24 protein-coding genes are annotated in these 25,535 nt (G+C 37.4%); 18 read left to right on the top strand and 6 right to left on the bottom strand.

Annotated features, from left to right (window positions below):
- Nucleotides 1-24 precede the first annotated feature (24 nt).
- The 3 genes from queA (at nucleotide 25) to rlmN (ending at nucleotide 2,934) form a co-directional block, all read left to right on the top strand.
- On the top strand, nucleotides 25-1,080 hold the full coding sequence (queA, locus tag C8N46_RS01270) for a tRNA preQ1(34) S-adenosylmethionine ribosyltransferase-isomerase QueA (protein ID WP_108113041.1): 1,056 nt from the start codon (nucleotides 25-27) through the stop codon (nucleotides 1,078-1,080).
- Between the two features lie 203 nt (nucleotides 1,081-1,283).
- On the top strand, nucleotides 1,284-1,823 hold the full coding sequence (locus tag C8N46_RS01265) for a hypothetical protein (RefSeq protein ID WP_108113040.1): 540 nt from the start codon (nucleotides 1,284-1,286) through the stop codon (nucleotides 1,821-1,823).
- 67 nt (nucleotides 1,824-1,890) lie between these two features.
- A complete protein-coding gene (rlmN, locus tag C8N46_RS01260; RefSeq protein WP_108113039.1) occupies nucleotides 1,891-2,934 on the top strand; it encodes a 23S rRNA (adenine(2503)-C(2))-methyltransferase RlmN in 1,044 nt (347 codons plus the stop codon).
- A 161-nt stretch (nucleotides 2,935-3,095) separates the two neighbouring features.
- On the opposite strand, the gene C8N46_RS01255 is transcribed toward rlmN, so the two are convergent.
- On the bottom strand, nucleotides 3,096-4,220 hold the full coding sequence (locus tag C8N46_RS01255; protein WP_108113038.1) for a T9SS-dependent choice-of-anchor J family protein: 1,125 nt from the start codon (nucleotides 4,218-4,220) through the stop codon (nucleotides 3,096-3,098).
- A gap of 263 nt (nucleotides 4,221-4,483) precedes the next feature.
- Between C8N46_RS01255 and C8N46_RS01250 the strand changes: the two genes are divergently transcribed.
- From C8N46_RS01250 to dnaG, 5 genes are all read left to right on the top strand, one after another.
- Nucleotides 4,484-5,461 (top strand): polyprenyl synthetase family protein, encoded by a 978-nt coding sequence (locus C8N46_RS01250; protein ID WP_108113037.1) that lies wholly within the window; start codon nucleotides 4,484-4,486, stop codon nucleotides 5,459-5,461.
- Between the two features lie 68 nt (nucleotides 5,462-5,529).
- Nucleotides 5,530-6,093 carry an RNA polymerase sigma factor gene (locus C8N46_RS01245; RefSeq protein ID WP_108113036.1) on the top strand — a complete coding sequence of 188 codons (564 nt, stop codon included), beginning with the start codon at nucleotides 5,530-5,532 and terminating at the stop codon, nucleotides 6,091-6,093.
- Nucleotides 6,080-6,823 (top strand): hypothetical protein, encoded by a 744-nt coding sequence (locus tag C8N46_RS01240; protein ID WP_108113035.1) that lies wholly within the window; start codon nucleotides 6,080-6,082, stop codon nucleotides 6,821-6,823. Before C8N46_RS01245 ends, C8N46_RS01240 begins: the two co-directional genes overlap by 14 nt.
- A gap of 49 nt (nucleotides 6,824-6,872) precedes the next feature.
- The gene (locus tag C8N46_RS01235) at nucleotides 6,873-7,931 is read left to right on the top strand and encodes a porin family protein (RefSeq protein ID WP_108113034.1); all 1,059 of its coding nucleotides are present in this window, start codon (nucleotides 6,873-6,875) and stop codon (nucleotides 7,929-7,931) included.
- A gap of 380 nt (nucleotides 7,932-8,311) precedes the next feature.
- Nucleotides 8,312-10,273, top strand: coding sequence for a DNA primase (dnaG, locus tag C8N46_RS01230; protein ID WP_108113033.1), 1,962 nt, complete (start codon nucleotides 8,312-8,314; stop codon nucleotides 10,271-10,273).
- 193 nt (nucleotides 10,274-10,466) lie between these two features.
- Here dnaG and C8N46_RS01225 read toward each other — a convergent pair whose 3' ends face one another.
- Both C8N46_RS01225 and nadE read right to left on the bottom strand, forming a co-directional pair.
- Nucleotides 10,467-11,096, bottom strand: coding sequence for a response regulator (locus C8N46_RS01225; RefSeq protein WP_108113032.1), 630 nt, complete (start codon nucleotides 11,094-11,096; stop codon nucleotides 10,467-10,469).
- 170 nt (nucleotides 11,097-11,266) lie between these two features.
- A complete protein-coding gene (gene nadE, locus C8N46_RS01220) occupies nucleotides 11,267-12,055 on the bottom strand; it encodes an NAD(+) synthase (RefSeq protein WP_108113031.1) in 789 nt (262 codons plus the stop codon).
- 202 nt (nucleotides 12,056-12,257) lie between these two features.
- Here nadE and gldB point away from each other — a divergent pair, with 202 nt between their 5' ends.
- On the top strand, nucleotides 12,258-13,211 hold the full coding sequence (gene gldB, locus C8N46_RS01215; RefSeq protein WP_245896678.1) for a gliding motility lipoprotein GldB: 954 nt from the start codon (nucleotides 12,258-12,260) through the stop codon (nucleotides 13,209-13,211).
- A complete protein-coding gene (gene gldC / locus C8N46_RS01210) occupies nucleotides 13,211-13,549 on the top strand; it encodes a gliding motility protein GldC (RefSeq protein WP_108113030.1) in 339 nt (112 codons plus the stop codon). The genes gldB and gldC overlap by 1 nt, the downstream gene beginning before the upstream one ends.
- Nucleotides 13,550-13,588: 39 nt before the next feature.
- Here the strand turns inward: gldC and C8N46_RS01205 are convergent, their stop codons facing one another.
- From C8N46_RS01205 to C8N46_RS01195, 3 genes are all read right to left on the bottom strand, one after another.
- Complete coding sequence (locus tag C8N46_RS01205; RefSeq protein ID WP_108113029.1) at nucleotides 13,589-14,341, bottom strand: DUF5995 family protein; 753 nt, start codon at nucleotides 14,339-14,341, stop codon at nucleotides 13,589-13,591.
- A 131-nt stretch (nucleotides 14,342-14,472) separates the two neighbouring features.
- Nucleotides 14,473-15,081: a ribosome biogenesis GTP-binding protein YihA/YsxC gene (yihA, locus tag C8N46_RS01200; RefSeq protein WP_108113028.1), complete on the bottom strand. Its 609-nt coding sequence runs from the start codon at nucleotides 15,079-15,081 to the stop codon at nucleotides 14,473-14,475.
- Nucleotides 15,082-15,118: 37 nt separating this feature from the next.
- Nucleotides 15,119-15,883, bottom strand: coding sequence for an alpha/beta fold hydrolase (locus C8N46_RS01195; protein ID WP_108113027.1), 765 nt, complete (start codon nucleotides 15,881-15,883; stop codon nucleotides 15,119-15,121).
- A gap of 396 nt (nucleotides 15,884-16,279) precedes the next feature.
- Between C8N46_RS01195 and mraZ the strand changes: the two genes are divergently transcribed.
- The 8 genes from mraZ (at nucleotide 16,280) to C8N46_RS01155 (ending at nucleotide 25,455) form a co-directional block, all read left to right on the top strand.
- Nucleotides 16,280-16,747, top strand: a complete 468-nt coding sequence (gene mraZ / locus C8N46_RS01190) for a division/cell wall cluster transcriptional repressor MraZ (RefSeq protein WP_108113026.1) — start codon at nucleotides 16,280-16,282, stop codon at nucleotides 16,745-16,747.
- Entirely contained in the window at nucleotides 16,734-17,630 is an 897-nt protein-coding gene (rsmH, locus tag C8N46_RS01185) for a 16S rRNA (cytosine(1402)-N(4))-methyltransferase RsmH (RefSeq protein ID WP_108113025.1), read from the top strand. The genes mraZ and rsmH overlap by 14 nt, the downstream gene beginning before the upstream one ends.
- Before the next feature lie 2 nt (nucleotides 17,631-17,632).
- Nucleotides 17,633-17,953, top strand: a complete 321-nt coding sequence (locus C8N46_RS01180; RefSeq protein ID WP_108113024.1) for an FtsL-like putative cell division protein — start codon at nucleotides 17,633-17,635, stop codon at nucleotides 17,951-17,953.
- Nucleotides 17,954-17,959: 6 nt separating this feature from the next.
- Nucleotides 17,960-19,951 carry a penicillin-binding protein gene (locus tag C8N46_RS01175; RefSeq protein ID WP_108113023.1) on the top strand — a complete coding sequence of 664 codons (1,992 nt, stop codon included), beginning with the start codon at nucleotides 17,960-17,962 and terminating at the stop codon, nucleotides 19,949-19,951.
- The gene (locus tag C8N46_RS01170; protein ID WP_108113022.1) at nucleotides 19,948-21,411 is read left to right on the top strand and encodes a UDP-N-acetylmuramoyl-L-alanyl-D-glutamate--2,6-diaminopimelate ligase; all 1,464 of its coding nucleotides are present in this window, start codon (nucleotides 19,948-19,950) and stop codon (nucleotides 21,409-21,411) included. Before C8N46_RS01175 ends, C8N46_RS01170 begins: the two co-directional genes overlap by 4 nt.
- Nucleotides 21,412-21,449: 38 nt before the next feature.
- On the top strand, nucleotides 21,450-22,685 hold the full coding sequence (mraY, locus tag C8N46_RS01165; protein ID WP_108113021.1) for a phospho-N-acetylmuramoyl-pentapeptide-transferase: 1,236 nt from the start codon (nucleotides 21,450-21,452) through the stop codon (nucleotides 22,683-22,685).
- A gap of 98 nt (nucleotides 22,686-22,783) precedes the next feature.
- A complete protein-coding gene (gene murD, locus C8N46_RS01160; RefSeq protein WP_108113020.1) occupies nucleotides 22,784-24,124 on the top strand; it encodes a UDP-N-acetylmuramoyl-L-alanine--D-glutamate ligase in 1,341 nt (446 codons plus the stop codon).
- Nucleotides 24,125-24,231: 107 nt separating this feature from the next.
- Nucleotides 24,232-25,455, top strand: coding sequence for an FtsW/RodA/SpoVE family cell cycle protein (locus C8N46_RS01155; protein WP_108113019.1), 1,224 nt, complete (start codon nucleotides 24,232-24,234; stop codon nucleotides 25,453-25,455).
- Nucleotides 25,456-25,535 lie beyond the last annotated feature (80 nt).

Raw genomic sequence — 25,535 nt, 5'->3', positions numbered from 1 at the left:
TTCTTAAAAAAACTCAAAAAACTTATGGCAAAAAAGCTATCGCATTTTAATTTTAATCTTCCTTCAGAATTATTAGCAGAATATCCCTCCGAGCACAGAGATGAAGCACGTTTAATGGTGTTGAATCGCGAAAAGCAAACTATTGAACACCGAAAATTCAAAGATTTGGTGGACTATTTTGATGAAGGAGATGTAATGGTGTTGAACAATACAAAAGTATTTCCTGCGCGACTTTTTGGAAACAAAGAAAAAACAGGCGCACGCATTGAGGTCTTTTTATTAAGAGAACTAAACGAAGAACAACGTTTATGGGATGTGTTGGTAGATCCTGCACGTAAAATTAGAATTGGAAATAAATTATATTTCGGGGATGACGAAAGCTTAGTAGCAGAAGTGATTGATAATACGACTTCTAGAGGTCGTACCTTACGTTTTTTATATGACGGTTCGTATCAAGAATTTAGAGCAAAACTAAGTGAACTTGGGCAAACACCGCTCCCAAAATACATCAAAAGAGAAGTAGAGCCAGAAGACGAAGAGCGTTACCAAACTATTTATGCAAAAGAAGAAGGCGCTGTAGCTGCACCAACGGCAGGTTTACACTTTTCAAAACACTTATTAAAGCGTTTGGAAATCAAAGGAATTGATTTTTCTGAAATCACTCTACATGTTGGTTTGGGAACCTTCAACCCAGTTGAGGTAGAAGATTTATCCAAGCATAAAATGGACTCGGAAGAATTAAAAATAGGGCCAAAAGCAGTAGAAATAGTAAACAATGCGAAGCAAAACAAACGTAAAGTGTGTGCTGTAGGAACTACGGTAATGCGTGCATTGGAAAGTTCAGTATCCTCAGAGCGTACCTTGAACGAATACGAAGGTTGGACGAACAAATTCATCTTTCCTCCGTACGATTTCAGTATTGCGAATTGCATGATTACCAATTTCCATACACCAAAATCTACCTTATTAATGATGGTTTCAGCCTTTGCTGGTCACGATTTCATCCTAAAAGCGTACAATGAAGCTATCAAAGAAGGATATCAATTCTATTCCTACGGAGATGCAATGTTGATTTTATAATCAATCATGTCATATCGAGCGCTGTCGAGATATCTTTAAATAGAAATATGCAAATCCTGTCGAATGGCAGGATTTTTTTTGTGCAAATTTTCAAAAAGTATAAAATCGGTAGTTTGTACAAAATTGACAACCGAAAATACAAATCAATCTTCTGCAAGTAGCTTTTTTGTGTACTTTGAAAGTAACAACTAAAGCATTCCATCATGAAAACAGGTATTTTATTCGTAATTTTTTGTGTGTTGATAAGTCACAGCACTTTTGCACAAAAACAAGTGTATTCATTAAAAGTCAGTCCCAACAGTACGACTTCGTACGAGGGAAATTTATCCAGCGGTGAAAAAATACCCGATTTGTCATGGGCAGCCAATAGCAGTGTGGCGTGCTTTCCTGCGACGCAAAATCAAAAATTTACAGGAAATCATGTGTTGTATTCGACCATGATTCCGAAGTATTCTGAAATGTTTATTACGGTCATTCCGAAAAATAAAAAGCACAATTTTAGTTTGTACGCGTACATAGTTGGTGAAACTAACGAAGCCGTTCCGCCAAATTTGAACAGCTGCATCACGTGTGAAGCCGACTATAAATGGGATCGAAAATGGCGTGGAAAAACGCAAGATCATTCCCGAAAGGTTCGCATAAATGCTATCAATAGGTCGTACAAAGTCGTGATTGGTGTTGTGGGCGCAGAAGGCTTAACCGAAGGCGATTACGAATTAAAAATTGAAGTGAAAAGTAGATAATTGTTACATTTTTCAATTAGTTCATTGCTACATTAACTAACTCATAAATTCTCCCTATTTTTGCAGCATGAAACAAGCAGGGAAGAAGGACATACGTGCATTAAGCAAAGAACAGCTTCGAGAATTTTTTGTGTCGCAAGGAGACAAAGCGTTTCGCGGAAATCAAGTCTATGAATGGTTGTGGCAAAAAGGCGCACACAATTTTGATGACATGACGAATATTTCCAAAGATACGCGTCAAATGTTAGAAGAAAACTTTGTCATCAATCATATTCGTGTGGACAAAATGCAACGAAGTTCGGACGGTACTATCAAAAATGCAGTGCGTTTGCATGATGGTTTGATTGTGGAATCCGTGCTCATTCCAACGAGTACACGAACTACTGCCTGTGTTTCAAGTCAAGTAGGTTGTAGTTTGGATTGTAAATTTTGCGCTACAGCGCGATTAAAACGCATGCGAAATCTGAATCCTGACGAAATTTATGATCAAGTAATAGCAATTGACCGTGAAAGCCGTTTGTATCATGGCAGACCGTTATCAAACATTGTTTTCATGGGAATGGGCGAACCGTTGATGAACTACAATAATGTATTAAAAGCGATCGATAAAATTACGTCGGATGAAGGTTTAGGAATGTCGCCTAAGCGAATCACCGTTTCTACTTCGGGCGTTCCAAAAATGATTAAAAAAATGGCAGACGATGAGGTGAAATTCAAACTTGCTGTTTCGTTACATTCTGCTATTGATGAAGTTCGTACATCTATCATGCCGTTCAATGAACACTTTCCACTCAAAGATTTAAAAGAAGCCCTGGCGTATTGGTACGATAAAACCAAAAACAAAATTACTTACGAATATGTAGTGTGGGATGGCATTAACGACCAACAAAAAGATATCAATGCATTAGTGAAATTTTGTAAAGATGTGCCAAGCAAAGTTAATTTGATTGAATACAATCCAATTGACGATGGACAATTTCAACAAGCCAGCAACAAAGCAATTGATAGGTATGTAGATTCTTTAGAACAAAACGGAATTACCGTAACGGTAAGACGCTCCAGAGGAAAAGACATTGACGCAGCATGCGGACAGTTGGCGAATAAAGAATAATATTTTTAGTGTAACAATTTGATAATTTGAAAATGTATCAATGTTGTTCTTGCTTCCATCATTCAATCTTTAAATCTTTTAATCTTTCAATTAAAAACACAAAAAACCTCCAAAGTAAAACTCTGAAGGCTTTTGTTTATTTATGAAATATGTTTTGAAAACTATTGCTTCACAACTTTATAAGAACTGGTGTTATCGCCAATAGTGACAATCATAATATACGTTCCAGCGCGTAAAGTTGAAAGATCTATTTGCTTATTGGTAAGTACTTCTTCATCAACACGCAATACTTCTTGTCCAAAGAAATTAATCACCTTTAACTTGTTAATAGGTTGCGTACTTTGAAACTGTACAATGCCAGTTGTCGGATTAGGATATAGTATAAAATTCGAGGTATCGACTTCCTCCACCGATAACGGGTCGGCTTCGGTAGTAAAACTCCAAATAGGAGAATTCATAGCGTCTCCACCAACATTTTTTGCTACAATTTGCCAATAATACTGCGTAGAATATTGCATTCCTGTAATATCAACTGAAGTAGCGCCAAGTGTTCCTAATAAATTCAGTGTCGTTGGCGAATCGCCCAAATACACATCATACGCTGTGGCAGGATCGCCAGTAGTGGCAGCTTGCCAAGCAAACGAAACCGAATTGTCTGGCATTCCGTCCATATTATCATCCGCAGGATCAATCACAACGCCTGTTGCCATATCTGCAGGTGTTGGTGTTGTCGCAGGGTCAGGTGCAGTAGCGTTGGCAATCATTTCTACGTTGTCAATAATCCAACGATCGCCATCATTTTGTTCTAATACAAACGCTACATAAATAGGTTGACCAATGTAGGCGCTTAAATCCACCGTGTGTTGTGCCAACGGTCCGCCAGACCAAACATCGGCTTCTGTTTGCGTGTCTACAATCACAAAATCGGCATGTGTGGTTTGCGTATTCGTTGAAACGCGAATTGTGTATGTAGAACCATAATCCGTAGCAAAACTATCCGATTGGTCAAACGATAAAATAAAATTTGTAGCATCTACCGTAAACTGTGGTGTCACAAGCCAATCTTCCGAATTTCCGCCCGTAACCGCTTCCCAAGTAACAAAGGCAACATTATTAGTAGCTCCGTCATTCACTTGCCAATTTTGTACCGTTCCTAAACCGTTGGTACCAATAAAACTCGTCCATCCTGCGGGAATGGTAGCGCTAGATTCAAAATCTTCGGATAACTGCGCAAATCCAAATTGGAAGAAAATGCATGTAAAAAGTAAAAGTGTAATTTTTTTCATAAGCTCGGCTTTAAAGTGTTAATATCCTTCAAGTTATGAAAAAATACAATACACAAAGTAATCTGCGTTGTTTTTAACGTTCACAAGTCTATTTTTAGGAATTTGCTAAAAGTTTACAACAAAAATTTTCAATTCATCAAAAAAGAATCGCAAGTCAAGAATCATAAAAAGCGTAAAAAGGTGGCTGATAAAACGATGAATTGTGTTTGATTCTTGTTAAAAAGGACACAAATCATGGAATTAGTTAATATCTTTGCAGCCACATGAAAGTAGTCGCGCAGATAAAACAACCGATTGTCAAAGAAATGGAACTTTTCGAGAAAAAGTTTTACAATTCAATGTCTTCCAAAGTCGCGCTACTCAACCGAATCACACACTATATCGTTAACAGAAAGGGAAAGCAAATGCGCCCGATGTTTGTTTTTTTAGTGTCGAAAATGGTGTCTGACGGAATTGTGAATGAACGTACCTATCGTGGTGCTTCGGTAATTGAATTGATTCACACCGCAACTTTAGTTCACGATGATGTGGTAGACGATTCCAATCGACGAAGAGGTTTTTTCTCTATCAATGCACTTTGGAAAAATAAAATTGCGGTCTTGGTGGGCGATTATTTACTGTCGAAAGGATTATTACTATCGATTGATAATGGCGATTTTGATTTGTTGCGAATCATCTCAGTGGCAGTTCGTGAAATGAGTGAAGGCGAATTGTTGCAAATTGAAAAAGCACGTAGATTGGATATTACTGAAGAAATCTACTATGAAATCATCCGACAAAAAACTGCAACCTTAATTGCAGCCTGTTGTGCCATGGGTGCGCAATCCGTAAATGCTTCTGAAGAAGAAGTAGAGCGCATGCGTTTGTTTGGCGAATACATCGGAATGGCGTTTCAAATAAAAGATGATTTATTCGATTACGGACAAACGCAAATCGGGAAACCTACAGGCATCGATATCAAAGAGCAAAAAATGACACTTCCGCTCATTTACGCGTTGAATCATTGTACGAAGGAAGAAAAAAAGTGGGCAATCAACTCGGTCAAAAATCATAACAAAGACAAAAAAAGAGTCAAAGAAGTGATTGCTTTTGTAAAAAAAGTTGGCGGATTGGACTATGCCGTGAATCAAATGAAGGTATACCAAGAAAAAGCGCTCAACCTGCTGGAAACCTACCCAAAATCTACCTATAAGGACTCTTTAGAGTTGATGGTAAACTACGTAATTGATAGAAAAAAATAATTTTTTTCATCGTCAGACAACCATTTGCACAAAAATTGCGTCTATGTCAATAGAAAGCAGCCTGTAAAGTGAAAGTTATACAATTACATCTACAAGAAGCACAATTAATCAAACGAGCAAAACGCAACGACCGAAAAGCGCAGCAAGTTTTGTATGCACAACACGCGCCAAAAATGTTGAGCGTTTGTAGGTATTATATTTCCAACATTCACGATGCAGAAGAAATCATGCTTTCGGGATTTTTCAAAGTATTTACACAATTGAAAACCTTTCAACACAACGGAAGTTTTGAAGGTTGGATTCGCAGAATTATGATTCGGGAATCGATTTCGTTTTTGCGAAAAAAGAATCCGCTGGTTGCGGTAGAAGAAATTGAAAGTTATACCGAAATCACTGAGTGTGAAATGGACGTAAATGCTGGTGTAGAAGAAATTCAGAAAGCGATTGATGCGTTGCCGCAAGGCTATAAAATTGTATTCAATTTGTATGAAATAGAAGGATACAAACATCAAGAAATTGCAGAAATGTTGCAAATTTCGGTAAGTACTTCCAAAACGCAACTATTCAAAGCAAAAAAGACGCTTCAAACGCAATTACAATCAAAAAAAAACAGAGCTAATGAAATCGCCTGAAATCAAACAACTACTAGAAGAACGCAGAATGGAAGTGTCGGAGCAATCGTGGGAAACACTCGCTGCTCGCCTTGATGCGAACGACAGACAAAAGCGTAGCAAAAAAATGTATATTCCGTACGCAGCGTGTTTGGCATTGCTCATTGGTTGGATTGTATTTAGCATCTTACGTTCAGAAACGGCAAAAGTGGAGGATGTCATTGCGAATGAAGAATTGCCTGTTCAGAAAAAATCCAAGCCAATCATCACACCACAAAAAGAAATCAATCCTACAAAAGAAACGGATGTTGTTGTGACAGAACAAATCGTAAATACTGAAAAACAAGTTACAAAACAGGTAAAAGAATTGCAAACCGATTTGCAAAAAGAAGTGCAGCAAACTGTCGTTGTTCAAGAAAAAGCAGTGCCGCAAAAGTTAGAAACGGTTATACAAGAAAAAGAAATCATAGTAGCTTCCAATGACGAATTAAAGGCATCTATCGCATCATTATTTGAAAAAGAAGAACGAACGGTCACCGATGCGGAAATTGATTATTTACTGAAAGAAGCACAAGCATCGCTCAAACATTTAAAAGTCAAAGAAGAAAAAGTAAATGATACACATATTGCCACTGCAGAAGAATTGCTGAACGAAGTAGAACACGAGCTCGATAAGTCATTCAAACAACGCGTATTTGAACTCGTAAAACGCAATTTACAACGAACGCGAACAGCAGATATCGAGCAATAATCGCTCAAAAAAATTACAAAAATCATCAATTAACATAAAAAAAACGAACATGAAAACAAGTACTTTGTATGCATGCCTGATTATCTTATGCATAAATTTTAGTGCAAAAGCACAACAAAAAGACAGCATTCCGAATCAAACAAAAGATTCCATTACACTTAAAAAGGAGCGTGAAAAACAATACCTTGAAGGTCTTTTAAAAGCCATCACGGAAGATGAAAAGGAGTTGCTCAAACGAAAAGTAAATCTGATTAATGAAGATTTAGAAAAAGGAAAAATCACTCCCGAAGAAGCTGAAAAACAAAAAAAGAAAGCAGCAAAATTGTCCGTAGCAAACATCGAATATCGTATGGCGAAAAACAAACGCGAAATGATAACGGGCTATTACATTCGTGAAAAAGGAAGTTTTATTCGATTTGGAGAAGTATTTGATACCCGAAAAATCAAAAAACGACCTATTCGCTATGACCGTCGCACGAAATCTGACATCATGTTTGCATTTGGTTTTAATAATGCTATACAAGATGGTGTTTCTCTCAGCGATTCCGATTACAGAATGGGCGGTTCGCGATTCTTCGAATTTGGAATTCTGTGGAGCACACGTGTTGCTAAAAATCACAACTTTGTACGTTTTCGCTATGGTTTAACGCTGCAATACAACAACTTAAAACCTACGGGAAATCGCTATTTTGTTGATAATGGCGACTTGACAACGCTAGAGCAATTTCCCAACGATTTGAATCGTTCCAAAATACGAATGACCAATTTAACAATCCCGTTATACTTTGAATTTGGTCCTTCACGCAAAGTGGAAAATGAACGTTATGTGCGCTATTACACCAACTCAAAATTCAAAATTGGATTGGGTGGTTATTTCGGTGTCAACTTAGCTGTAAAGCAAAAACTACGCTATGCTGAAAACGGCGATAATGTAGACCAAGAAATCCGCAGAAATTTCAATACCAATAACTTTGTCTATGGTTTGGGCGCGTATATTGGTTGGGACGATATGAGTTTGTACTGCAAATACGACCTGTCGCCAATCTTCAAAAGTCCAAATACTAAACAACGCAATATTTCGTTAGGTGTGCGATTGGATGTTTTTTAGAAATGATGAATTTTAAATGTTGAATTAGGCTAGATTCCATAGTACTTCTCGATACAAAATCTTTTCAAGATTTTACTCGAAGTGACGTTTAGTATCTTTGTTGTAAATTCAGTTTCAAGATTGCAACTGTTAAAATCATTGGTACATTTTCAAATTATCAAATTTACACATTAAAAGTTGCCATCACTTCGAGTGGATTTGCCGCTCATTGATCTTGTCGAAATAAGGCAAATTTGTATCGAAAAGTACTATGAAATTCCATTTTTAGATAGAAGTTTAAGGATTTCCTTTGAAAGAGAATTCAAAATTCAGCATCCAACGTTCAAAATTCCCTCGAAACTTAGTATTTTTGAAGTTCATTCCTAAAAATCACAAAACCTTTGATTGCTAAATCGACCATAGATGCTGTATTTGACATTTCTCGCGTAGAAGAAGTGATTGGCGATTTTGTGCAACTCAAAAAATCGGGAAGCAACTTCAAAGGGTTAAGTCCATTCTCGGACGAACGCACACCGTCGTTTATGGTGTCGCCCGTAAAGCAAATTTGGAAAGATTTTAGTTCTGGAAAAGGCGGAAATGTAGTAGCATTTCTCATGGAACACGAGCATTTTACCTATCCGGAAGCCATTCGCTATTTGGCAAAAAAATATGGAATTGAAATTGAAGAAACCGAGCGCACCGACGAAGAAAAAGCACTAGCCAACGAAAAGGAAAGTATGTATTTGGTGTCGGAATATGCCAAAAAATATCATGAAGAAATCCTTTGGGAATCGCCGCAAGGAAAAGCGATTGGACTTACTTATTTTAAAGAACGAGGTTTTACGACGGAAACCATCAAAAAATTTGGTTTGGGATATGCGTTGGATGAGTGGAGCGCATTTACGGATACAGCTTTGAAAGAAGGTTACAATCTTACCTATTTAGAAAAAACGGGACTTACTATTGTAAAAGGTGAAAAGCGTTTTGACCGTTTCAAAGGACGTGTCATGTTTCCAATTCACAGTATGAGCGGACGCGTATTGGGTTTCGGTGGACGAATTTTGACGAATGATAAAAAAGCTGCCAAATACCTCAATTCACCCGAAAGTGATATTTACCATAAAAGTAAAGTGCTTTACGGATTGTATTACGCAAAGCAAGCTATTGCCAAAGAAGATAATTGCTATTTGGTAGAAGGATATACGGATGTAATTCAAATGCATCAAGCGGGCATTCACAATGTCGTTTCTTCGTCGGGAACTGCCTTAACGGCGGAGCAAATTCGCTTAATCAATCGTTTGACAAAAAATATTACGATTCTCTATGATGGAGATGCTGCGGGAATTCGCGCGTCGCTTCGTGGTGTGGATTTGATTTTGGAGCAAGACATGAATGTTCGTGTATGTACGTTTCCAGAGGGAGAAGATCCGGATAGTTTTGCCAAAAACAACGCGTTGGAAGATGTGTTGGCATATTTTGAAAATAACGTCAAAGACTTTATCAGCTACAAAGCTTCGTTGCTGATGGAAGTCGCAAAAAACGATCCGATTAAAAAGGCGGAAGTCATCAACGACATGATGTCGAGTATTTCGAGAGTTTCTGATCGTATCAAACAGGAGTTGTATTTGCGTGAAACATCGCGTATCATGGACATTTCGGAAGATGTGTTGTTTGCAACCTTAGCGCAATTGCAAAACAAAAACATCAAGGATGCCAACAAAAAAATCAAGCAAGAGCAAAAAACGTTTGAGGTAATCAAACCTGAAAAAAAGGCAGAAGCTGTTGATCAGCAATATGTGTTGGAGCGAAAAATCATTGAAATCTTATTGCTCTACGGAAACATGGAAGCGACGTTTGAAGACTTGATTTTAAAAGAAGATGAAGATGGCGAACTCAAAATGGAGCGTGAACTCTTTGATGCAAAAGTCTTTCAAAAACTCTATCTCGATTTACAACAAGATGAAATTGATTTGGCAAATGAAAAATTCAAAACGATTTACTATCGCGCTATCGAAAAACTCAACGAAACAGGCAAACTAGAACTCGATGCGTTTGTCAACGAAATAGAGCCAGAAGTTGCAAGTGAAATTACAGATATTCTCATGCGCGAAGAGCAATACGAACTACACAATTGGGAAGCGCAAAACATCTTCGTAAAACCCAAAGAAGAAACCATTGCGCAATTGACCAACGAAACCATACTTTCACTACGCTGCTTTCTTATCAATCTAAAAATAGAAGAACTCAAACTCAGTCTGACAGAAGATACTAAAGTTGAAGAGTTGCAACAGGTTTTAGAGGAAATCAAAGATTATATCTTCTTAAAAAAATCACTTTCGGAACAGTTGAAGAGGGTGATTTGAGGTAGTATTTCGATATTAGTATTGAGATTTCAAAAATCAACAATCGTCAATCAACAATCGTCAATCAGTACTCATATCTCACAACTAACATCTGAAAGTAAAAAAAATGATGATATACATACTTTTCAGTACACATATCATCATCAAAATTTTTACTGTAGTAAAGGGAAATCTTTACAATAATGCAATTTAGTTACAGTAATTCTAATGCTTTTGCTTGTTGTAGTAAATCAACCAAGTTGTCTACGTTCAACTTACGCATTAGGCGAGCTTTGTATGTGCTCACAGTTTTTTCGTTCAGATTTAACTCTTCAGCAACATGTTTGTTACGTTTACCAGAAGCTAAAAGTTTTAACACTTCAACTTCTCTCGTAGACAAACGTCTGAAGAATCTGCGGGGTTTGTTTGTGCTTTCGTCAAATGCTAAGCGTTGCGCTAACTCGTTACTGATATAGATGCCTCCATTCATAACTTTGGTAATCGCTTCTTTAATAACATTTGTAGCTACAGATTTTGATAAGTAACCAGAAGCTCCAGCTCTAAGTGTGCTTACAGCGTAAACATCTTCAGAATGCGAGCTAAACATAATTACTTTCACGTCAGGGAAGTCTTTTTTAAGTCTTCTCAAAGCAGTAATTCCATTGACTTCAGGAATATCCATTTCCAATAATACTACATCAACTGATTCTTGACTGATAAAATCAAATAATTCAGAAGTTGTCGCAGCTTTTCCTACGACATCAATCTCAGTAGAGTTCTTGAATAAGGATTTAATTCCTTTACGAACAATAGGATGATTGTCTGCAATTAATACTTTAACCATAATTTAGTTTTTAAAGTTATTATTAAATCAGACCATCACATAAAGATAGTTTCGTTTATGGACATAAAGATGTGCACATAAAAGCGAATCAATTTTTATTTCAGGTTTAGGGGGTCTGTATCGACAAATTTAAACAAATTTTTATAAAAACTATTAAAAAAGGCGATTTTTTATGTAAGATTTTGCGGTATTATACAGACTGGAATTGGAATCATTTTATGTTGGTTCGCAGTATTGTATCGTTTGTAAATTTTGAACACTTCTTGTTGTCTTCCAGTAAAATCGTCAGCAGTTTTTCCTTCATCATCCATACGCATTGCCCACTCTAGTTCGTCATAGTTCGCTCCGATTTGATCTTCGTCACTTCGAGCATCGCCAAATAAACCATCAGAAGGCGCAGCTTTCATAATAGATTCTGGCACTTCTAGTGCTGCACCTAACTGATATACTTCACTTTTCATCAAATCTGCTATGGGACTCAAATCCACGCCGCCATCGCCGTATTTTGTGTAAAAACCAACACCAAAATCCTCAACTTTGTTTCCTGTTCCCGCAACCAATCGTCCTAGCAATCCTGCGTGATAATATAAAGTGGTCATACGCAAACGCGCTCTGGTATTTGCCAACGCCATGTCAACCGTTGCCTGTTTGCCTTCTAAAGAAACTTCTGTTTTAAATTCTTCAAAAACAGGTGTCAAATCTACACGTGTATCTGCCACATTTTCAAAGCGTTCTTTTAATTGTTTGATATGTTCTTGGGCACGTGTTACGTGACTTTTTGCTTGGTGAATGGGCATTTCAATACATAAGGTTGGTAAGCCTGTTTTGGCACACAATGTAGAGGTTACGGCAGAGTCAATTCCGCCCGATACACCCACTACAAATCCGTTTACTTTTGCCTTAGTAGCATAATCTTTTAACCATTCGACAATATGGTCAATCACCTGTTGAGTTTTCATCTATTTTATGTTTGCTTATTAATTTCTGTCAGATAAAATTTACCAGCACCAATTTTAGTTATTTGTAATGCAATTGTGTCAGCGCATTTCATCGGTTTCAATTTTTTTACAAGATAAAAAAAGTAACTTTGCAGTCCAAAGATAGTCACGCAATAAAAAATAAAAATAGAAGTTAAATGTATCGAATTGCTTTATGAAAAAAATGATGAAAAAGTTAGTGTTTTTAATAGTATTGTTCGTGATTGGTTGTGCTGAAGAAAATCCGCTCGAAAAAGAAATTTCGGCAATTCCCTTAGATGTAAATGTAGTTCGGTTTGATCAGGTCTTTTTAGGAGCTAAACCTTCTGATTTGCCAAAATTGAAAGAAACCTATCCGTTATTCTTTCCGGCTTCGATTCCAGATTCTACGTGGATTTACACCATGAACGATCCGCTACAAAAAGAATTAAAAACTGAAATTAATACTGTCTTTTCAGATTTTGCGCCTGTGCAGCGCGATATAAAATCGGTGTTGCAACATTTGGAATACTATTTTCCTGAATACGATACGCCAAAAGTATTTACGGTAACAACCGAAGATTATCGCAAAAAAGTCATTCTATACCAAGACATGATTTTAATTGCGTTGAATACCTATTTGGGTAAAAATCACAAATTTTACGACGGCATTCAAAAGTACATTTCACAAAGCTTTGAAAAAGAAATGATTCCTGTTGATATTGCCAATGAGTTTGCGTATACACAAGTAAAACCACCACGTGAACGTACGTTTTTAAGTAAAATGATTTATCACGGAAAAGTGCAATATCTTAAATCATTATTAGTGCCGAAAGCGAGTTTGGCAATGCAGTTTGGTTATACAGATGAAAAAATTGCATGGGCAGAAGCCAACGAAAAACAAATCTGGACCTATTTTATTGAAAAAGAATTGTTGTACAGTACTGATAATAAATTAGATAATCGGTTCTTAAACGTAGCGCCATTTTCAAAATTCAATCTCGAATTGGACAGTGAATCGCCTGGTGGAATTGGGCGTTTTATTGGATATCAAATTGTGAAATCGTACATGGAAAATAATGATGTATCTTTGCAAAATCTTTTAGGGAAATCCTCCAAAGAAATTTTTACAAATTCAAAGTACAAACCCAAGAAATAATGGCGAAAAAAGTAACGTCCGAAATAAAAATAGCAGTAACGGTTGATGAAAATAATGTGCCAGAAGCTATCAATTGGACCGCGAAAGATGGCGGAATTGAAAATGAGCCTTCCAAAGCAGTGATGTTGTCTGTGTGGGATCATAAAGCGCAAGAAAGTCTGCGTATCGATTTGTGGACAAAAGACATGCCTGTTGACGAAATGAAAGTGTTTTATCATCAAACATTAGTATCTATGGCACGTACATTTCAACGCGCAACGAACGATGAAAAAATGAGCGCAACCATGCTCGATTTTTGTGATTATTTTGCTGAAAAGCTTGAAATTATTAAGAAGTAGATAGCTTGTAAAAACATGTAGTTTGGGCGAAGCCGAAAACTAGTCTTTTTGCAAAATCTCAATGCGTGTTTTAATAGTTCCAGTTTCTTCTAATCGGATGATTTTTAAAATCAATCGTGCAATAAATCCTGGATTGATGACCAAATTGGCTTTTTTAACAACTTTGACATCTCGTTCCTGAATGAGTTTTTGCCATTCTGTTTCAGGTGAATTCGCCAAAAGTGTCGCGTATTTCCATGCGCCGTCTCTGGCAAGTTTCATGCTAAAATCGGTCAAAATGATGCTGAATTTCTCTGTTTTCTTTAAAATTTTGGCTAAAAACGTCCAAATCAGTGATAATTCCTTTTGAACATCATGGACGAGTTCGCCTAAAATTGTGTTGATTTTATTAAAGTCGTTTTGTAAATCGTCAATATTTTTTCCTTTCATGACTTCTGCGGCAGCAATTCCCAAATCGAGATTGATATGTGCGTTCATTCCCAATAACAAATGCTGCAACACAATCAACCAATAACTATCTGCTTCTTCAAAAGCAATTTGCCAAGAATCGGTAGGTTTTGTACCGTTTTGAAACTCAGAATACGCTTGCAAATAACGATTTGCAAAAATAACATCTAGTTGTTCCATGCGCGGATTGTCATCAAAAAAATCGTTCTCAATACCTTCTTTCACTTTGCAAGTCACTTTGTGATACAAGGCAGCGAAATAGCCCATCGTGCTTGGAATCTCCTTATTTTTTTGAATGATTTCTTCTAAAAATGAAATCACTTCATCAATCGTAGTAGCTTGCATGGTTGGTGTTTTTGGTCTCTTAAAAGTATGAAAATTATAAAGATTTAAAAAGCATTAAGTATTGAGATGTTTCTATAGAATCGACGAAAAACAAACAACAAAAAACAAACAACAAAGAACAATCAAAAAAACTACGAATTCTTCAAATCTTGATTAATTTGCTCAATAAACTCCAACACTTCATCGCGACCAATCGCTTTTGAAGCGGACGTCACAAAATACTGCGGCATTTCTTCCCAAACATCTTCTAATAATTTGGCTTTATAGTTTTCAATATGTTTTTCAATCTGTGATGGACGTAATTTATCAGCTTTCGTAAAAATGATGCAAAACGGAATTTGGTTTTCGCCCAACCATTGCATAAATTCCAAATCAATTTTCTGTGGTTCGTGACGAATATCTACTAACACAAATCCGCAAACTAGTTGTTTGCGTTTTCTAAAATACTCTGTAATAAACTTTTGGAAAACCTTTTTTGTGCTTTTGGAAACACGTGCGTAGCCATAACCAGGCAAATCGACCAAAAACCATTCGTCGTTAATCTTAAAATGATTGATAAGCTGTGTCTTTCCTGGTCGTCCAGAAGTTTTTGCCAAACTCTTTCGTTGCGTCAACATGTTGATCAAAGAAGATTTTCCAACATTAGAGCGACCAATAAACGCGTATTCAGGAATTGGATTTTTTGGACATTTCGCAACGTCCGAGTTGCTCATTACGAATTCGGCAGATTTAATTTTCACAGCGGTAAAATTTGATGTTATTTCGTTTCGTGACGACCTAAAAATTGCGTTTGGTCAGCCAATCTTGTAAACATTCGTTAAACTCTTCAGGGCGTTCCATCATAGGTGCATGTCCGCATTTGTCAATCCAATACAAGTCAGAATCAGGTAATAATTCATGAAACTCTTCAGCAACATTTGGTGGTGTAACCGTATCGTTTTTTCCCCAAATAATTCCTGTAGGTGTGTGCATATTTGGCAAGTCTTTGCCCATATTGTGACGAATAGCACTTTTCGCAATTGCCAAGGTTTTAATCAACTTACTGCGATTATTAACCGTAGCAAACACTTCGTCTACAATCTCTTTGGTAGCCACTGCTGGGTCATAAAAAACATCCTCACTTTTCTTCTTGATAAACTCGTAATCGCCACGTTTTGGATAGCCGTCGCCCATCGCACTTTCGTACAATCCAGAACTTCCTGTGATGACTAATCCTTTGACAAGTTCAGGGTACAATTTTGTAGTCAACAATCCGATGTGTCCGCCAAGTGAATTTCCAAGCAAAATAACCTTGTCAAGCTCTTTATGTTCAATAAATTCCTTAACATATTTTGCAAAATTCTTTACGTTGGTCTTTAAAAGTGGCTTTGTGTAAATAGGTAACTCAGGAATTAAAATTTTATATCCTTTCGTTGAAAAATTTTCGGTAACAGCTTCAAAATTACTCAAACCGCCCATTAAGCCATGTAAAATAACGATAGGTGTTCCTTCTCCTAATTCTAGATAATTGAATTTCCCGTCCTTTTTAAAGCTTTCTTTCATTAATGGCTATCAGTTTTTTAACAAGAGACAAATATAGGCATTTCGAAATTTATTAATAGGCTTTTTTTGAAATGTCTTGAAAAATAGTAAAACAATGTGTTTTTATGATGAAAATAAGAGATGCATTTTGTTTTTTTCGCAGTATTCTAGTGATTTTTCTTCAGTTTTTCTTGTGAAGTTACACGAAATAAAATTTCGACATCATGACATAAAAATGCTTAATAAAAGTATGTTTCACTTTTCTAAAATCCCACTTTCAACAAGTTGATTTTTAGCTCAATTACAGGCTTTTTGGCTGAAAAAAGCAAAAACTTATCAACAAAGTGGTAAAATGTGGTAAAATGTGGTAAAATTTTCAATATATTTGAATCTTATATAGGTAAACCTGATTCTCACGTGATAAATTTAATCGGAACATACGAATGCAAAGTAGACGCTAAAGGGCGTATGCTGGTTCCTGCGGATTTAAAAAAGCAGTTGTCTCCGGTGTTGCAAGAAGGTTTTGTCATCAAAGAAGGTTTATTTGGTTCGTGTTTAGAATTGCATCCGATGAGCGAATGGAATCTCATGACGCAAAAACTAAACAAATTGAACCGTTTTAAAAAGAAAAATGTCGATTTCATTCGAAGATTTAACAAAGGTGTTCGAATGGTGGAAATTGACGCTGCTGGAAGATTGTTGATTCCGAAAGACTTAGTGGTTTTTGCAGGAATTAAGAAAGAAATTGTATTGTCGTCCGCTATTAACATTGTGGAGATTTGGGACAAAGAACAATACAATGCAGCAACAGATGATGCGGATGTTGATATCGGCGATTTGGCAGAAGAAGTAATGGGAAATGACGATGGCGATGGAATATCATAATCCTGTATTGCTGAAAGAAACCGTTGATGGACTCAACATCAAAGAAGATGGAGTGTATGTAGATGTAACCTTTGGCGGTGGCGGACATTCCAAAGAAATTTTGAGTCGACTCGGAGAAAACGGAAAACTATATGCGTTCGATCAAGATCAAGATGCGCTTGACAATGCAATTGATGATGCGCGATTTACGCTCATCAATCAAAATTTTAGACATCTTAAAAAGTTCTTACGGTTTTATGGAGTGCGAAAAGTAGATGGAATTCTGGGTGATTTCGGAGTGTCATCGCATCAATTTGACAAAGCTGAACGCGGATTTTCACTGCGCTTTGAAGCGGATTTAGACATGCGAATGAATCAAGAAGATGAAGTGTCTGCTTACAACGTAGTCAATGAATATGAAGAAGAAGATTTGCAATCAATTTTATCATTATATGGTGAATTGCGAAATGCAAAAGCCATTGCAGCGCAAATCGTTACAGCAAGGTCTGAACAACCCATTCGAACTACGGAAGACTTGCGAGTAGTATTGCAGCGATTTTTGCCAAAACACAGAGAGCATAAGGTGTTAGCACAAATCTACCAAGCAATTCGTATCGAAGTAAACCAAGAAATAGAAGTGTTGAAAGAATTTCTAATGCAAACACAAGAAGTGCTTGAAATTGGCGGAAGACTCAGTTTGATAAGTTATCATTCGCTAGAAGATCGCTTGGTAAAACGCTTCATTCGTAACGGACTTTTTGAAGGTGAGCCAGAAAAAGATTTTTACGGTAGAGTAGAAGTGCCGTTTAAAAAAGTGGGGAAATTAATTATTCCATCACACAAAGAAATAAAAACAAATAACAGAGCGCGTAGCGCAAAACTAAGAATAGCAGAACGTCTGTAGTCATGAAAAAGGAAAACATTTACGACATTCTAAAAGGGAAGTTTCTCATCAAAGATGACGCCATCAAAAACTGGCGTTTCATTGTATTTGCTTCGTTTTTAGCCTTGATTATGATTGCAAGTTCGCATTGGGCAGATGAAAAAGTACACGAAATCGCAAGACTAAACGATGAAGTGAAGCGACTCAAAAGTGAATTTGTAGAAACTCGAACAACGCTGCAACAACTAAAACTAGAATCCTACATCACTGAAAAAGTTGCCAACACGGGATTAGCACCATCGAAAAACCCACCACAAAAAATTAGAGTAACATCACAACAATAATAATCAATGCCAGTAACCGAAAAAAACATATTAAATCGTTTATATTTTGTCGCAGGAGGTATGTTTCTCTTCGCGATTGCGGTTGTGGTGCAATTGGTAAACGTGCAATTTGTAGAAGGTGACAAATATCGCGCACTTGCTGATGAGGAAGTGATACGAAAAGCAGTCATAGAGCCAAGTCGCGGAAATGTCTATGCCGACGATGGAAGTTTACTCGCAACTTCGGTATCTAAATATGATATCTTTTTTGATGCCAAAACGGTCTACAAACGTGAATTTACAGACAACATCAAAGCACTTTCAGATTCTTTAGCAAAGTTATTAGGAAAATCGTCTGCGTATTACGAAAGCAAATTGACAAGAGCGCGTGCTAACAAAGATCAATATCATCCAATCGCAAAAAATCTAAGTTACGCAGAATACATGCGCATCAAAAAGTTTCCAATATTCAAACGAGGAACGTTTAGAGGCGGATTTATCAGCAAACAAAAAACAGTACGCGAATATCCAATCGGAAGCATTGCGCGTCGTACCATTGGATACGAAGTAAAAGACAAAGTGGGTGTTGGATTGGAAGGTGCTTTTGGTGATGATTTGCGCGGAAAAGAAGGAAGTCGCATCGAACAAAAAATAGCCAACGGACGTTGGAAACCCATTTCTATTGACAACGATTTAGAACCGCAAGATGGTTACGATATCATTTCATCTATCAACGTGAATATTCAAGACATTGCGCATCATGCATTGTTGGAACAATTGGAAAAATACAAAGCCGATCACGGTTGTGTAGTAGTAATGGAAGTGGAGACGGGCGAAATAAAAGCCATTTCAAACTTAGGAAGAAACAGTAAAGGAAATTATGTAGAACGTTATAATTACGCGGTTGGTGAGCGACATGAGCCAGGCTCAACCTTTAAGTTGATGGCGATGGTTGCGGCGTTGGAAGACCGTGTGATTGACAGTGATTATTTGGTCGATACAGGAAACGGAAGAATTACGTTTTATGGCGAAACGGTAGAAGATTCTAACAGACGTGGATACGGAACCATCACAGCATCCAAAGCATTTGAAGTATCGTCAAATGTTGGAATTGTAAAGATTATTGACAATTTCTACGGAAAAAATCCAAAGAAATTTGTGAACAGACTCTATAATATGAATCTGCACAAACCACTTGAGTTGCCTATTCAGGGCGAGCCGAAACCTATTGTGCCACATCCAAATGACAAAAGCTGGAGTGGAATTTCATTGCAATGGATGGCATACGGATATGGTGTAGAATTGACGCCATTACAAATTTTAGCATTCTACAATGCCATCGCAAATGGAGGTGAAATGGTGCGACCGCGATTTGTAAAAGCCGTACGTGAAAACTGGTACACTAGCGAAAAACAATTCGAAAAAGAAGTTATCAATCCGTCCATTTGCTCAAAAGAAACCGTAGCAAAAGTAACGAAGATGATGTTGAATGTAGTAGAAAAAGAACACGGAACAGGAAATGGATTGTATTCCCCAAACTTTTCTATGGCGGGAAAAACTGGGACTTGCCAAAAAAATTACGCCATCAAAGAAAATCGCGAATACATTTCGACGTTTTCAGGCTTTTTCCCAGTAGAGAATCCGAAATATTCATGCATTGTAGTCATTCATGAACCTGATCAAAAAATTGGGTATTACGGTGCGGATGTGTCGGGACCAGTTTTTAAAAAAATCGCACATAAAATCTACAGAGACACACCAATATTTGACCAAGTAGAAAACATCGAAAGCGTAGCGCCAGTTGTAGAAAAAGAATATAAAGAATATTTAGATAAGAGTAAAAAATACAAAACCATCATGCCAAATGTGGTTGGAATGCCAGCAATGGACGCCATTCCACTACTTGAAAATTTAGGATTGCGTGTAGAAATTAAAGGAAGTGGAAAAGTGACAAAGCAATCTTTAGAGGCAGGAGAAAAAATTAGCAAGGAAAAACGAATTGTACTAGAATTATCGTGAAGATCCTAAAAGACATATTATACAAAGTTCATATCGAAGCAGTGACGGGCGATACCAATCTAGCTATCCGCAAACTGGTCTTTGATTCGCGAGAAGTGCAAGCTAATGATGTTTTTATCGCTATCAAAGGATATGAATTTGACGGTCATAGTTATATAGGTGCAGCCATCAAAGCAGGCGCTGTTGCAATCATTTGCGATATGATTCCAGACAAAATTGTCAATGGAGTTACCTACATTCAAGTAGATAACGGAAGCAGCGCATTAGCAATTATGGCATCTAATTTTTACGGAAATCCTTCGGAAAACCTCAAGCTAATTGGCGTTACAGGAACCAATGGAAAAACAACCGTGGCTACGCTGTTATATCAACTCTTTAAAAAAGCAGGTTACAAAGTCGGATTGTTGTCTACAGTGCGAATTTTAGTGGACGATGTCGAATACAAAGCAACGCATACCACGCCAGATTCACTCACCATTAATAGTTATCTAGAAAAGATGAACCACGAAGGTGTGGAATACTGTTTTATGGAAGTGTCTTCGCACGGAATTCATCAAAAAAGAACGGCTGGATTAAGGTTTCGAGGTGGAATTTTCACGAATCTATCGCATGATCATTTAGACTATCACGATACGTTTGCTGAATACAGAGATGTCAAAAAGAAATTCTTTGACGAATTGCCGAAAGATGCGTTCTGTTTGGTGAACATAGACGATAAAAACGGCTTGATAATGATGCAAAATACGCAAGCCAAAAAATACACCTACGCTTTAAAAACGTATGCAGACTATCGCGCGCAAATCTTGGAGAACAGTCTTTCAGGATTGCTTTTAAAAATAAACGACAACGAAGTTTGGACACGACTCATCGGAAGTTTCAACGCGTACAATCTCTTATCTATTTACGCTACGGCGGAATTATTAGGTTTAGAGCAGATGGAAATTTTACAATTGATGAGTGAACTCGAAAACGTCAGCGGTCGCTTTGAATATTTCATCACAAAAAATAACATCACAACCATTGTGGACTATGCGCATACGCCAGATGCTTTAAAAAATGTGTTAGAAACTATCAATGACATTCGCACAGGAAATGAACAACTCATTACGGTGGTAGGTTGTGGCGGTAATCGAGATGCTACAAAACGTCCAAAAATGGGGAACATTGCGTCAACGTTGAGTACAAAAGTCATTTTCACGTCCGACAATCCTCGTAGAGAAGATCCAATAGCAATCATTGAAGCCATTGAAAAAGGTGTAGAACCGCAAAACTATAAAAAGACACTCTCAATTACAGATAGAAAACAAGCTATCAAAACGGCGTGTCAAATGGCAGGGGAAAACGACATCATTCTCATTGCAGGAAAAGGACATGAAACCTATCAAGAAATCAACGGCAAACGAACCGATTTTGACGATTACAAAATCGCCAAAGAAATATTAGACAATTTACACGAATAAAAAACCAGTTTTAAAAGAGCAACAACACCAAAAATAACATGTTATACTACGTATTTGAATATCTCGAAAAACAATATCAGTTTCCAGGCGCTTCTTTGTTTGGATTCCTGAGTTTTAGAGCGGCAATGGCGGTAATTTTTTCGTTGTTGATCTCTATGATTTTTGGAAAACGAATTATCAACTATTTGCGCTCAAAACAAATTGGAGAAACCGTGCGCGATTTGGGATTAGCTGGGCAAAAAGAAAAAGCAGGAACGCCAACCATGGGAGGAATCATCATCATTTTGGCAACCTTAGTTCCTGTATTGCTTTTTGCAAAGCTGGAAAACATATACATCATTTTGCTAATTGTGACCACCATTTGGATGGGAATTATTGGTTTTATTGATGATTACATCAAGAAGTTTAAAAACGACAAAAAAGGACTCAAAGGAAAATTCAAAATCTTAGGGCAATTAGGATTGGGAATCATCGTAGGAGCAACCTTATTCTTTCATCAAGATGTAACCATTCGTGAAGAATTACCTGCAGCGCAACAGCAAGAATTAATGGTAGGTAATACCACGCCAACGAAAAAATTTGGAGAAGAAAAACGCTCCATGAAAACCACGATTCCGTTTGTAAAAAACAACGAAATCGATTATGCAAAACTAGTGACTTGGATGAATCCAGACTATGCAAAATACGCGTGGTTGGTGTTTATTCCAATCGTGATTTTCATCATTATGGCGGTTTCAAACGGAGCCAATCTCACCGACGGAATTGACGGACTCGCCGCTGGAACTTCGGTCATCATCGTACTAACATTAGGAATATTTGCATGGATATCTGGAAACTTAATTTTCTCAGAATATCTCAATGTCATGTACATTCCGCGCGCGGGAGAAATCACCATTTACATAGCCGCTTTTGTCGGAGCCTTGATTGGATTTTTATGGTACAACACCTATCCAGCACAAGTATTTATGGGCGATACAGGAAGTTTAACCATTGGTGGAATCATTGCAGTAATCGCGATAGCAATTCGTAAGGAATGGCTCATTCCAATTTTGTGTGGAATCTTCTTGGCGGAAAATCTATCGGTAGTCATGCAAGTGAGTTATTTCAAATACACCAAAAAGAAATTTGGAGAAGGAAGAAGAATTTTCAAAATGTCACCATTGCATCATCACTATCAAAAATTAGGATATCACGAAAGTAAAATTGTCACCAGATTCTGGATTATCGGAATCTTACTAGCAATTCTAACGATTGTAACATTGAAGGTGAGATAGGTTTTGGGCGTTGGGTTTTAGGAAGCAACAAATCGATAAAAAGAGAGTCAGGAGCCAAGAATCAGGAGTCATGACAAAACACAAATAACAAACAAAAAGTGCAACAACAACGATTGGTCATATTAGGAGCGGGAGAAAGTGGCGTAGGAACGGCAATCTTAGGGAAACAGCAAGGATATGACGTATTTGTTTCGGACAAATCAGCCATCAAAACGCACTATAAAAACGTTCTGAATCAGTTTGAAATTGAATGGGAAGAGCAGCAACATACGGAAGCAAAGCTTTTCAATGCAGATGTAGTGATGAAAAGTCCAGGAATTCCAGATACGGTTTCGTTGGTAAAATCGCTTCGTGAGAAAGGAATTCCAGTGATTTCGGAAATTGAATTTGCAGGGCAGTTCACCAAAGCAACCATTGTGGGAATCACGGGAAGCAACGGAAAAACGACCACAACGATGTTAACACATCACGTGTTAAAAGAAGGCGGATTGAATGTGGGAGTAGCAGGAAACATGGGGAAAAGTTTTGCGCGACAAGTCGCAGAAGAATCCTTTGATGAATATGTGTTAGAGCTAAGTAGTTTCCAGCTAGACGGCATCGTGAATTTTCGTCCGCACATTGCCATCATTACCAACATTACGCCTGACCATTTAGACAGATACGATTACAAATTTGAAAATTACATCGCAGCAAAATTTAGAATTGCGATGAATCAAACGGAAAACGATTACTTAATCTACGACGCCGACGATGAAGTTGTTGTCAACGGATTAAAAACATACAAAGTAAAATCAACATTAATTCCATTCTCACTCAAAAACAAACAAGAGAATGGCGCTTATATAGAAGGCAATAACATAATACTAACGATACAAAATAAGACAATTACTATGCCGACGGACTCGCTAGCACTAGAAGGACAACACAATACAAAGAATGCCATGGCGGCATCTGCTGTAGCACAATTATTGAACATTAGAAAACAAACCATACGCGAAAGTATGTCAGGATTTCAAGGTGTAGAACATCGTTTGGAAAAAGTATTAAAAATCCAAAACGTACAATACATCAACGATTCCAAAGCGACAAACATCAACGCCACATACTATGCGCTAGAAAGCATGACCACACAAACGGTTTGGATAGTTGGTGGAGTGGACAAAGGAAACGATTACGCAGAATTATTGCCATTAGTGCACGAAAAAGTAAAAGCAATCATTTGTTTAGGAGTAGACAACTCTAAAATCATTGAAGCTTTTGGCGGCGTAACGGATTTAATGGTGGAAACGACTTCCATGAGTGAAGCTGTCAAAATCGCCCACAAAATCGCGGAAAAAGGAGATAATGTACTGCTGTCGCCAGCCTGTGCAAGTTTTGATTTATTCGAAAACTACGAAGAACGCGGAAGGCAATTCAAAGCAGCCGTAAGAGCACTTTGAAGCTAAGATTATGATATAAGATTCTAGATTCTAGAGTCAGGAGTCAGGAGTCAAGAAAAATAGACAAATCAACAAAAAACGAAGAACAAAGAACAGAAAACAAAAAAATGAACACCATCTTTAAAAACATAAAAGGAGACCGAGCGTTGTGGGCAGTAGTTGCCTTGCTAGCGCTATTCTCGTTTTTGCCTGTATACAGTGCCAGTAGTAACTTGGCATACTTGTACGGAGATGGTGGAACGTTAAAATTTTTGGTGCGTCACGGATCGCACTTGTTTTTAGGGTTTGTCATCATTTACGCAGTACATCGCATGCCGTATCGTTATTTCAGAGGCTTATCGCTAATTATGTTACCTATTGTGTTGTTATTTTTGGCGTATACGCTAGCACAAGGAACCACTATTGGAGGTGCCAATGCAAGTCGTTGGATGCGCATTCCGTTTGTAGGAATAAAATTCCAGACCTCTACCTTGGCGAGTGTTGTATTAATGATATATGTAGCGCGCTATCTCTCCAAAATAAAAGAAAAAACCATCACGTTCAAAGAAACATTGGTGCCGCTTTGGTTGCCTGTATTTTTAGTCGTAGGACTGATATTGCCAGCCAATTTTTCCACCACAGCAATCATCTTTTCCATGGTGTTAATGTTGTGTTTTTTGGGAGGATATCCTATAAAATACCTAGCAATGGTTGTCGGTTCAGGAATTGTCGGATTGGCATTATTTATCATGGTGGGAAGAGCCATTCCAGGACCAATTCAAGTCAAAATACAAACCTGGGAAAGTCGTGTATCAAACTATTGGAACGAAGATGAAAAAGAAAATAAAAAGGAAAATTACCAAATTGACCGCTCTAAAATTGCCATTGCAAGTGGTGGAATTGTAGGTGTTGGTGCAGGAAAAAGTAAAATGAAAACGTTGTTACCGCAAAGTTCGTCAGACTTTATCTATGCTATCATTGTAGAAGAATACGGTTTGGTGGGTGGATTGTTTCTGCTATTTCTGTACCTACTATTGCTATTTCGAATTGTGATTGTAGCGCACAAGGCAGATACCATTTTTGGAAAATTACTAGCCATCGGTGTCGGATTGCCCATTGTGTTTCAAGCATTAATCAACATGGCGGTTGCGGTAGAATTATTTCCTGTCACGGGACAAACCTTACCATTAATCAGTAGTGGAGGAACGTCCATTTGGATGACCTGTTTGGCAATCGGAGTCGTATTAAGCGTCAGCAAAAAACGAGAAGAACTCTTGGAAAAACAAGAAAAAGAAGAAATACAAAAAGAAAATGAAGAAAATCCGTTAAATGTGCTGAGTGAAGCGCTTTAGGATTTACGATTTTTGATTGACGATATACGATTTATGATTTAAACATATATGTATGAGATGCTGAATCAAGTTCAGCATGA

It is taken from the genome of Kordia periserrulae (assembly GCF_003054265.1).
Classification (GTDB): Bacteria; Bacteroidota; Bacteroidia; order Flavobacteriales; family Flavobacteriaceae; genus Kordia; species Kordia periserrulae.
This window is presented reverse-complemented; position numbering and strand designations above follow the sequence as displayed.

Excerpts from the sequence above, each read along its gene's own strand:
- queA (WP_108113041.1), top strand. The coding sequence starts at position 25 with ATGGCAAAAAAGCTATCGCATTTTAATTTTAATCTTCCTTCAGAATTA.
- C8N46_RS01265 (WP_108113040.1), top strand. The coding sequence starts at position 1,284 with ATGAAAACAGGTATTTTATTCGTAATTTTTTGTGTGTTGATAAGTCAC.
- rlmN (WP_108113039.1), top strand. The coding sequence starts at position 1,891 with ATGAAACAAGCAGGGAAGAAGGACATACGTGCATTAAGCAAAGAACAG.
- C8N46_RS01255 (WP_108113038.1), bottom strand. The coding sequence starts at position 4,220 with ATGAAAAAAATTACACTTTTACTTTTTACATGCATTTTCTTCCAATTT.
- C8N46_RS01250 (WP_108113037.1), top strand. The coding sequence starts at position 4,484 with ATGAAAGTAGTCGCGCAGATAAAACAACCGATTGTCAAAGAAATGGAA.
- C8N46_RS01240 (WP_108113035.1), top strand. The coding sequence starts at position 6,080 with ATGAAATCGCCTGAAATCAAACAACTACTAGAAGAACGCAGAATGGAA.
- C8N46_RS01235 (WP_108113034.1), top strand. The coding sequence starts at position 6,873 with ATGAAAACAAGTACTTTGTATGCATGCCTGATTATCTTATGCATAAAT.
- C8N46_RS01225 (WP_108113032.1), bottom strand. The coding sequence starts at position 11,096 with ATGGTTAAAGTATTAATTGCAGACAATCATCCTATTGTTCGTAAAGGA.
- nadE (WP_108113031.1), bottom strand. The coding sequence starts at position 12,055 with ATGAAAACTCAACAGGTGATTGACCATATTGTCGAATGGTTAAAAGAT.
- gldB (WP_245896678.1), top strand. The coding sequence starts at position 12,258 with ATGATGAAAAAGTTAGTGTTTTTAATAGTATTGTTCGTGATTGGTTGT.
- gldC (WP_108113030.1), top strand. The coding sequence starts at position 13,211 with ATGGCGAAAAAAGTAACGTCCGAAATAAAAATAGCAGTAACGGTTGAT.
- C8N46_RS01205 (WP_108113029.1), bottom strand. The coding sequence starts at position 14,341 with ATGCAAGCTACTACGATTGATGAAGTGATTTCATTTTTAGAAGAAATC.
- C8N46_RS01195 (WP_108113027.1), bottom strand. The coding sequence starts at position 15,883 with ATGAAAGAAAGCTTTAAAAAGGACGGGAAATTCAATTATCTAGAATTA.
- rsmH (WP_108113025.1), top strand. The coding sequence starts at position 16,734 with ATGGAATATCATAATCCTGTATTGCTGAAAGAAACCGTTGATGGACTC.
- C8N46_RS01180 (WP_108113024.1), top strand. The coding sequence starts at position 17,633 with ATGAAAAAGGAAAACATTTACGACATTCTAAAAGGGAAGTTTCTCATC.
- C8N46_RS01175 (WP_108113023.1), top strand. The coding sequence starts at position 17,960 with ATGCCAGTAACCGAAAAAAACATATTAAATCGTTTATATTTTGTCGCA.
- mraY (WP_108113021.1), top strand. The coding sequence starts at position 21,450 with ATGTTATACTACGTATTTGAATATCTCGAAAAACAATATCAGTTTCCA.
- C8N46_RS01155 (WP_108113019.1), top strand. The coding sequence starts at position 24,232 with ATGAACACCATCTTTAAAAACATAAAAGGAGACCGAGCGTTGTGGGCA.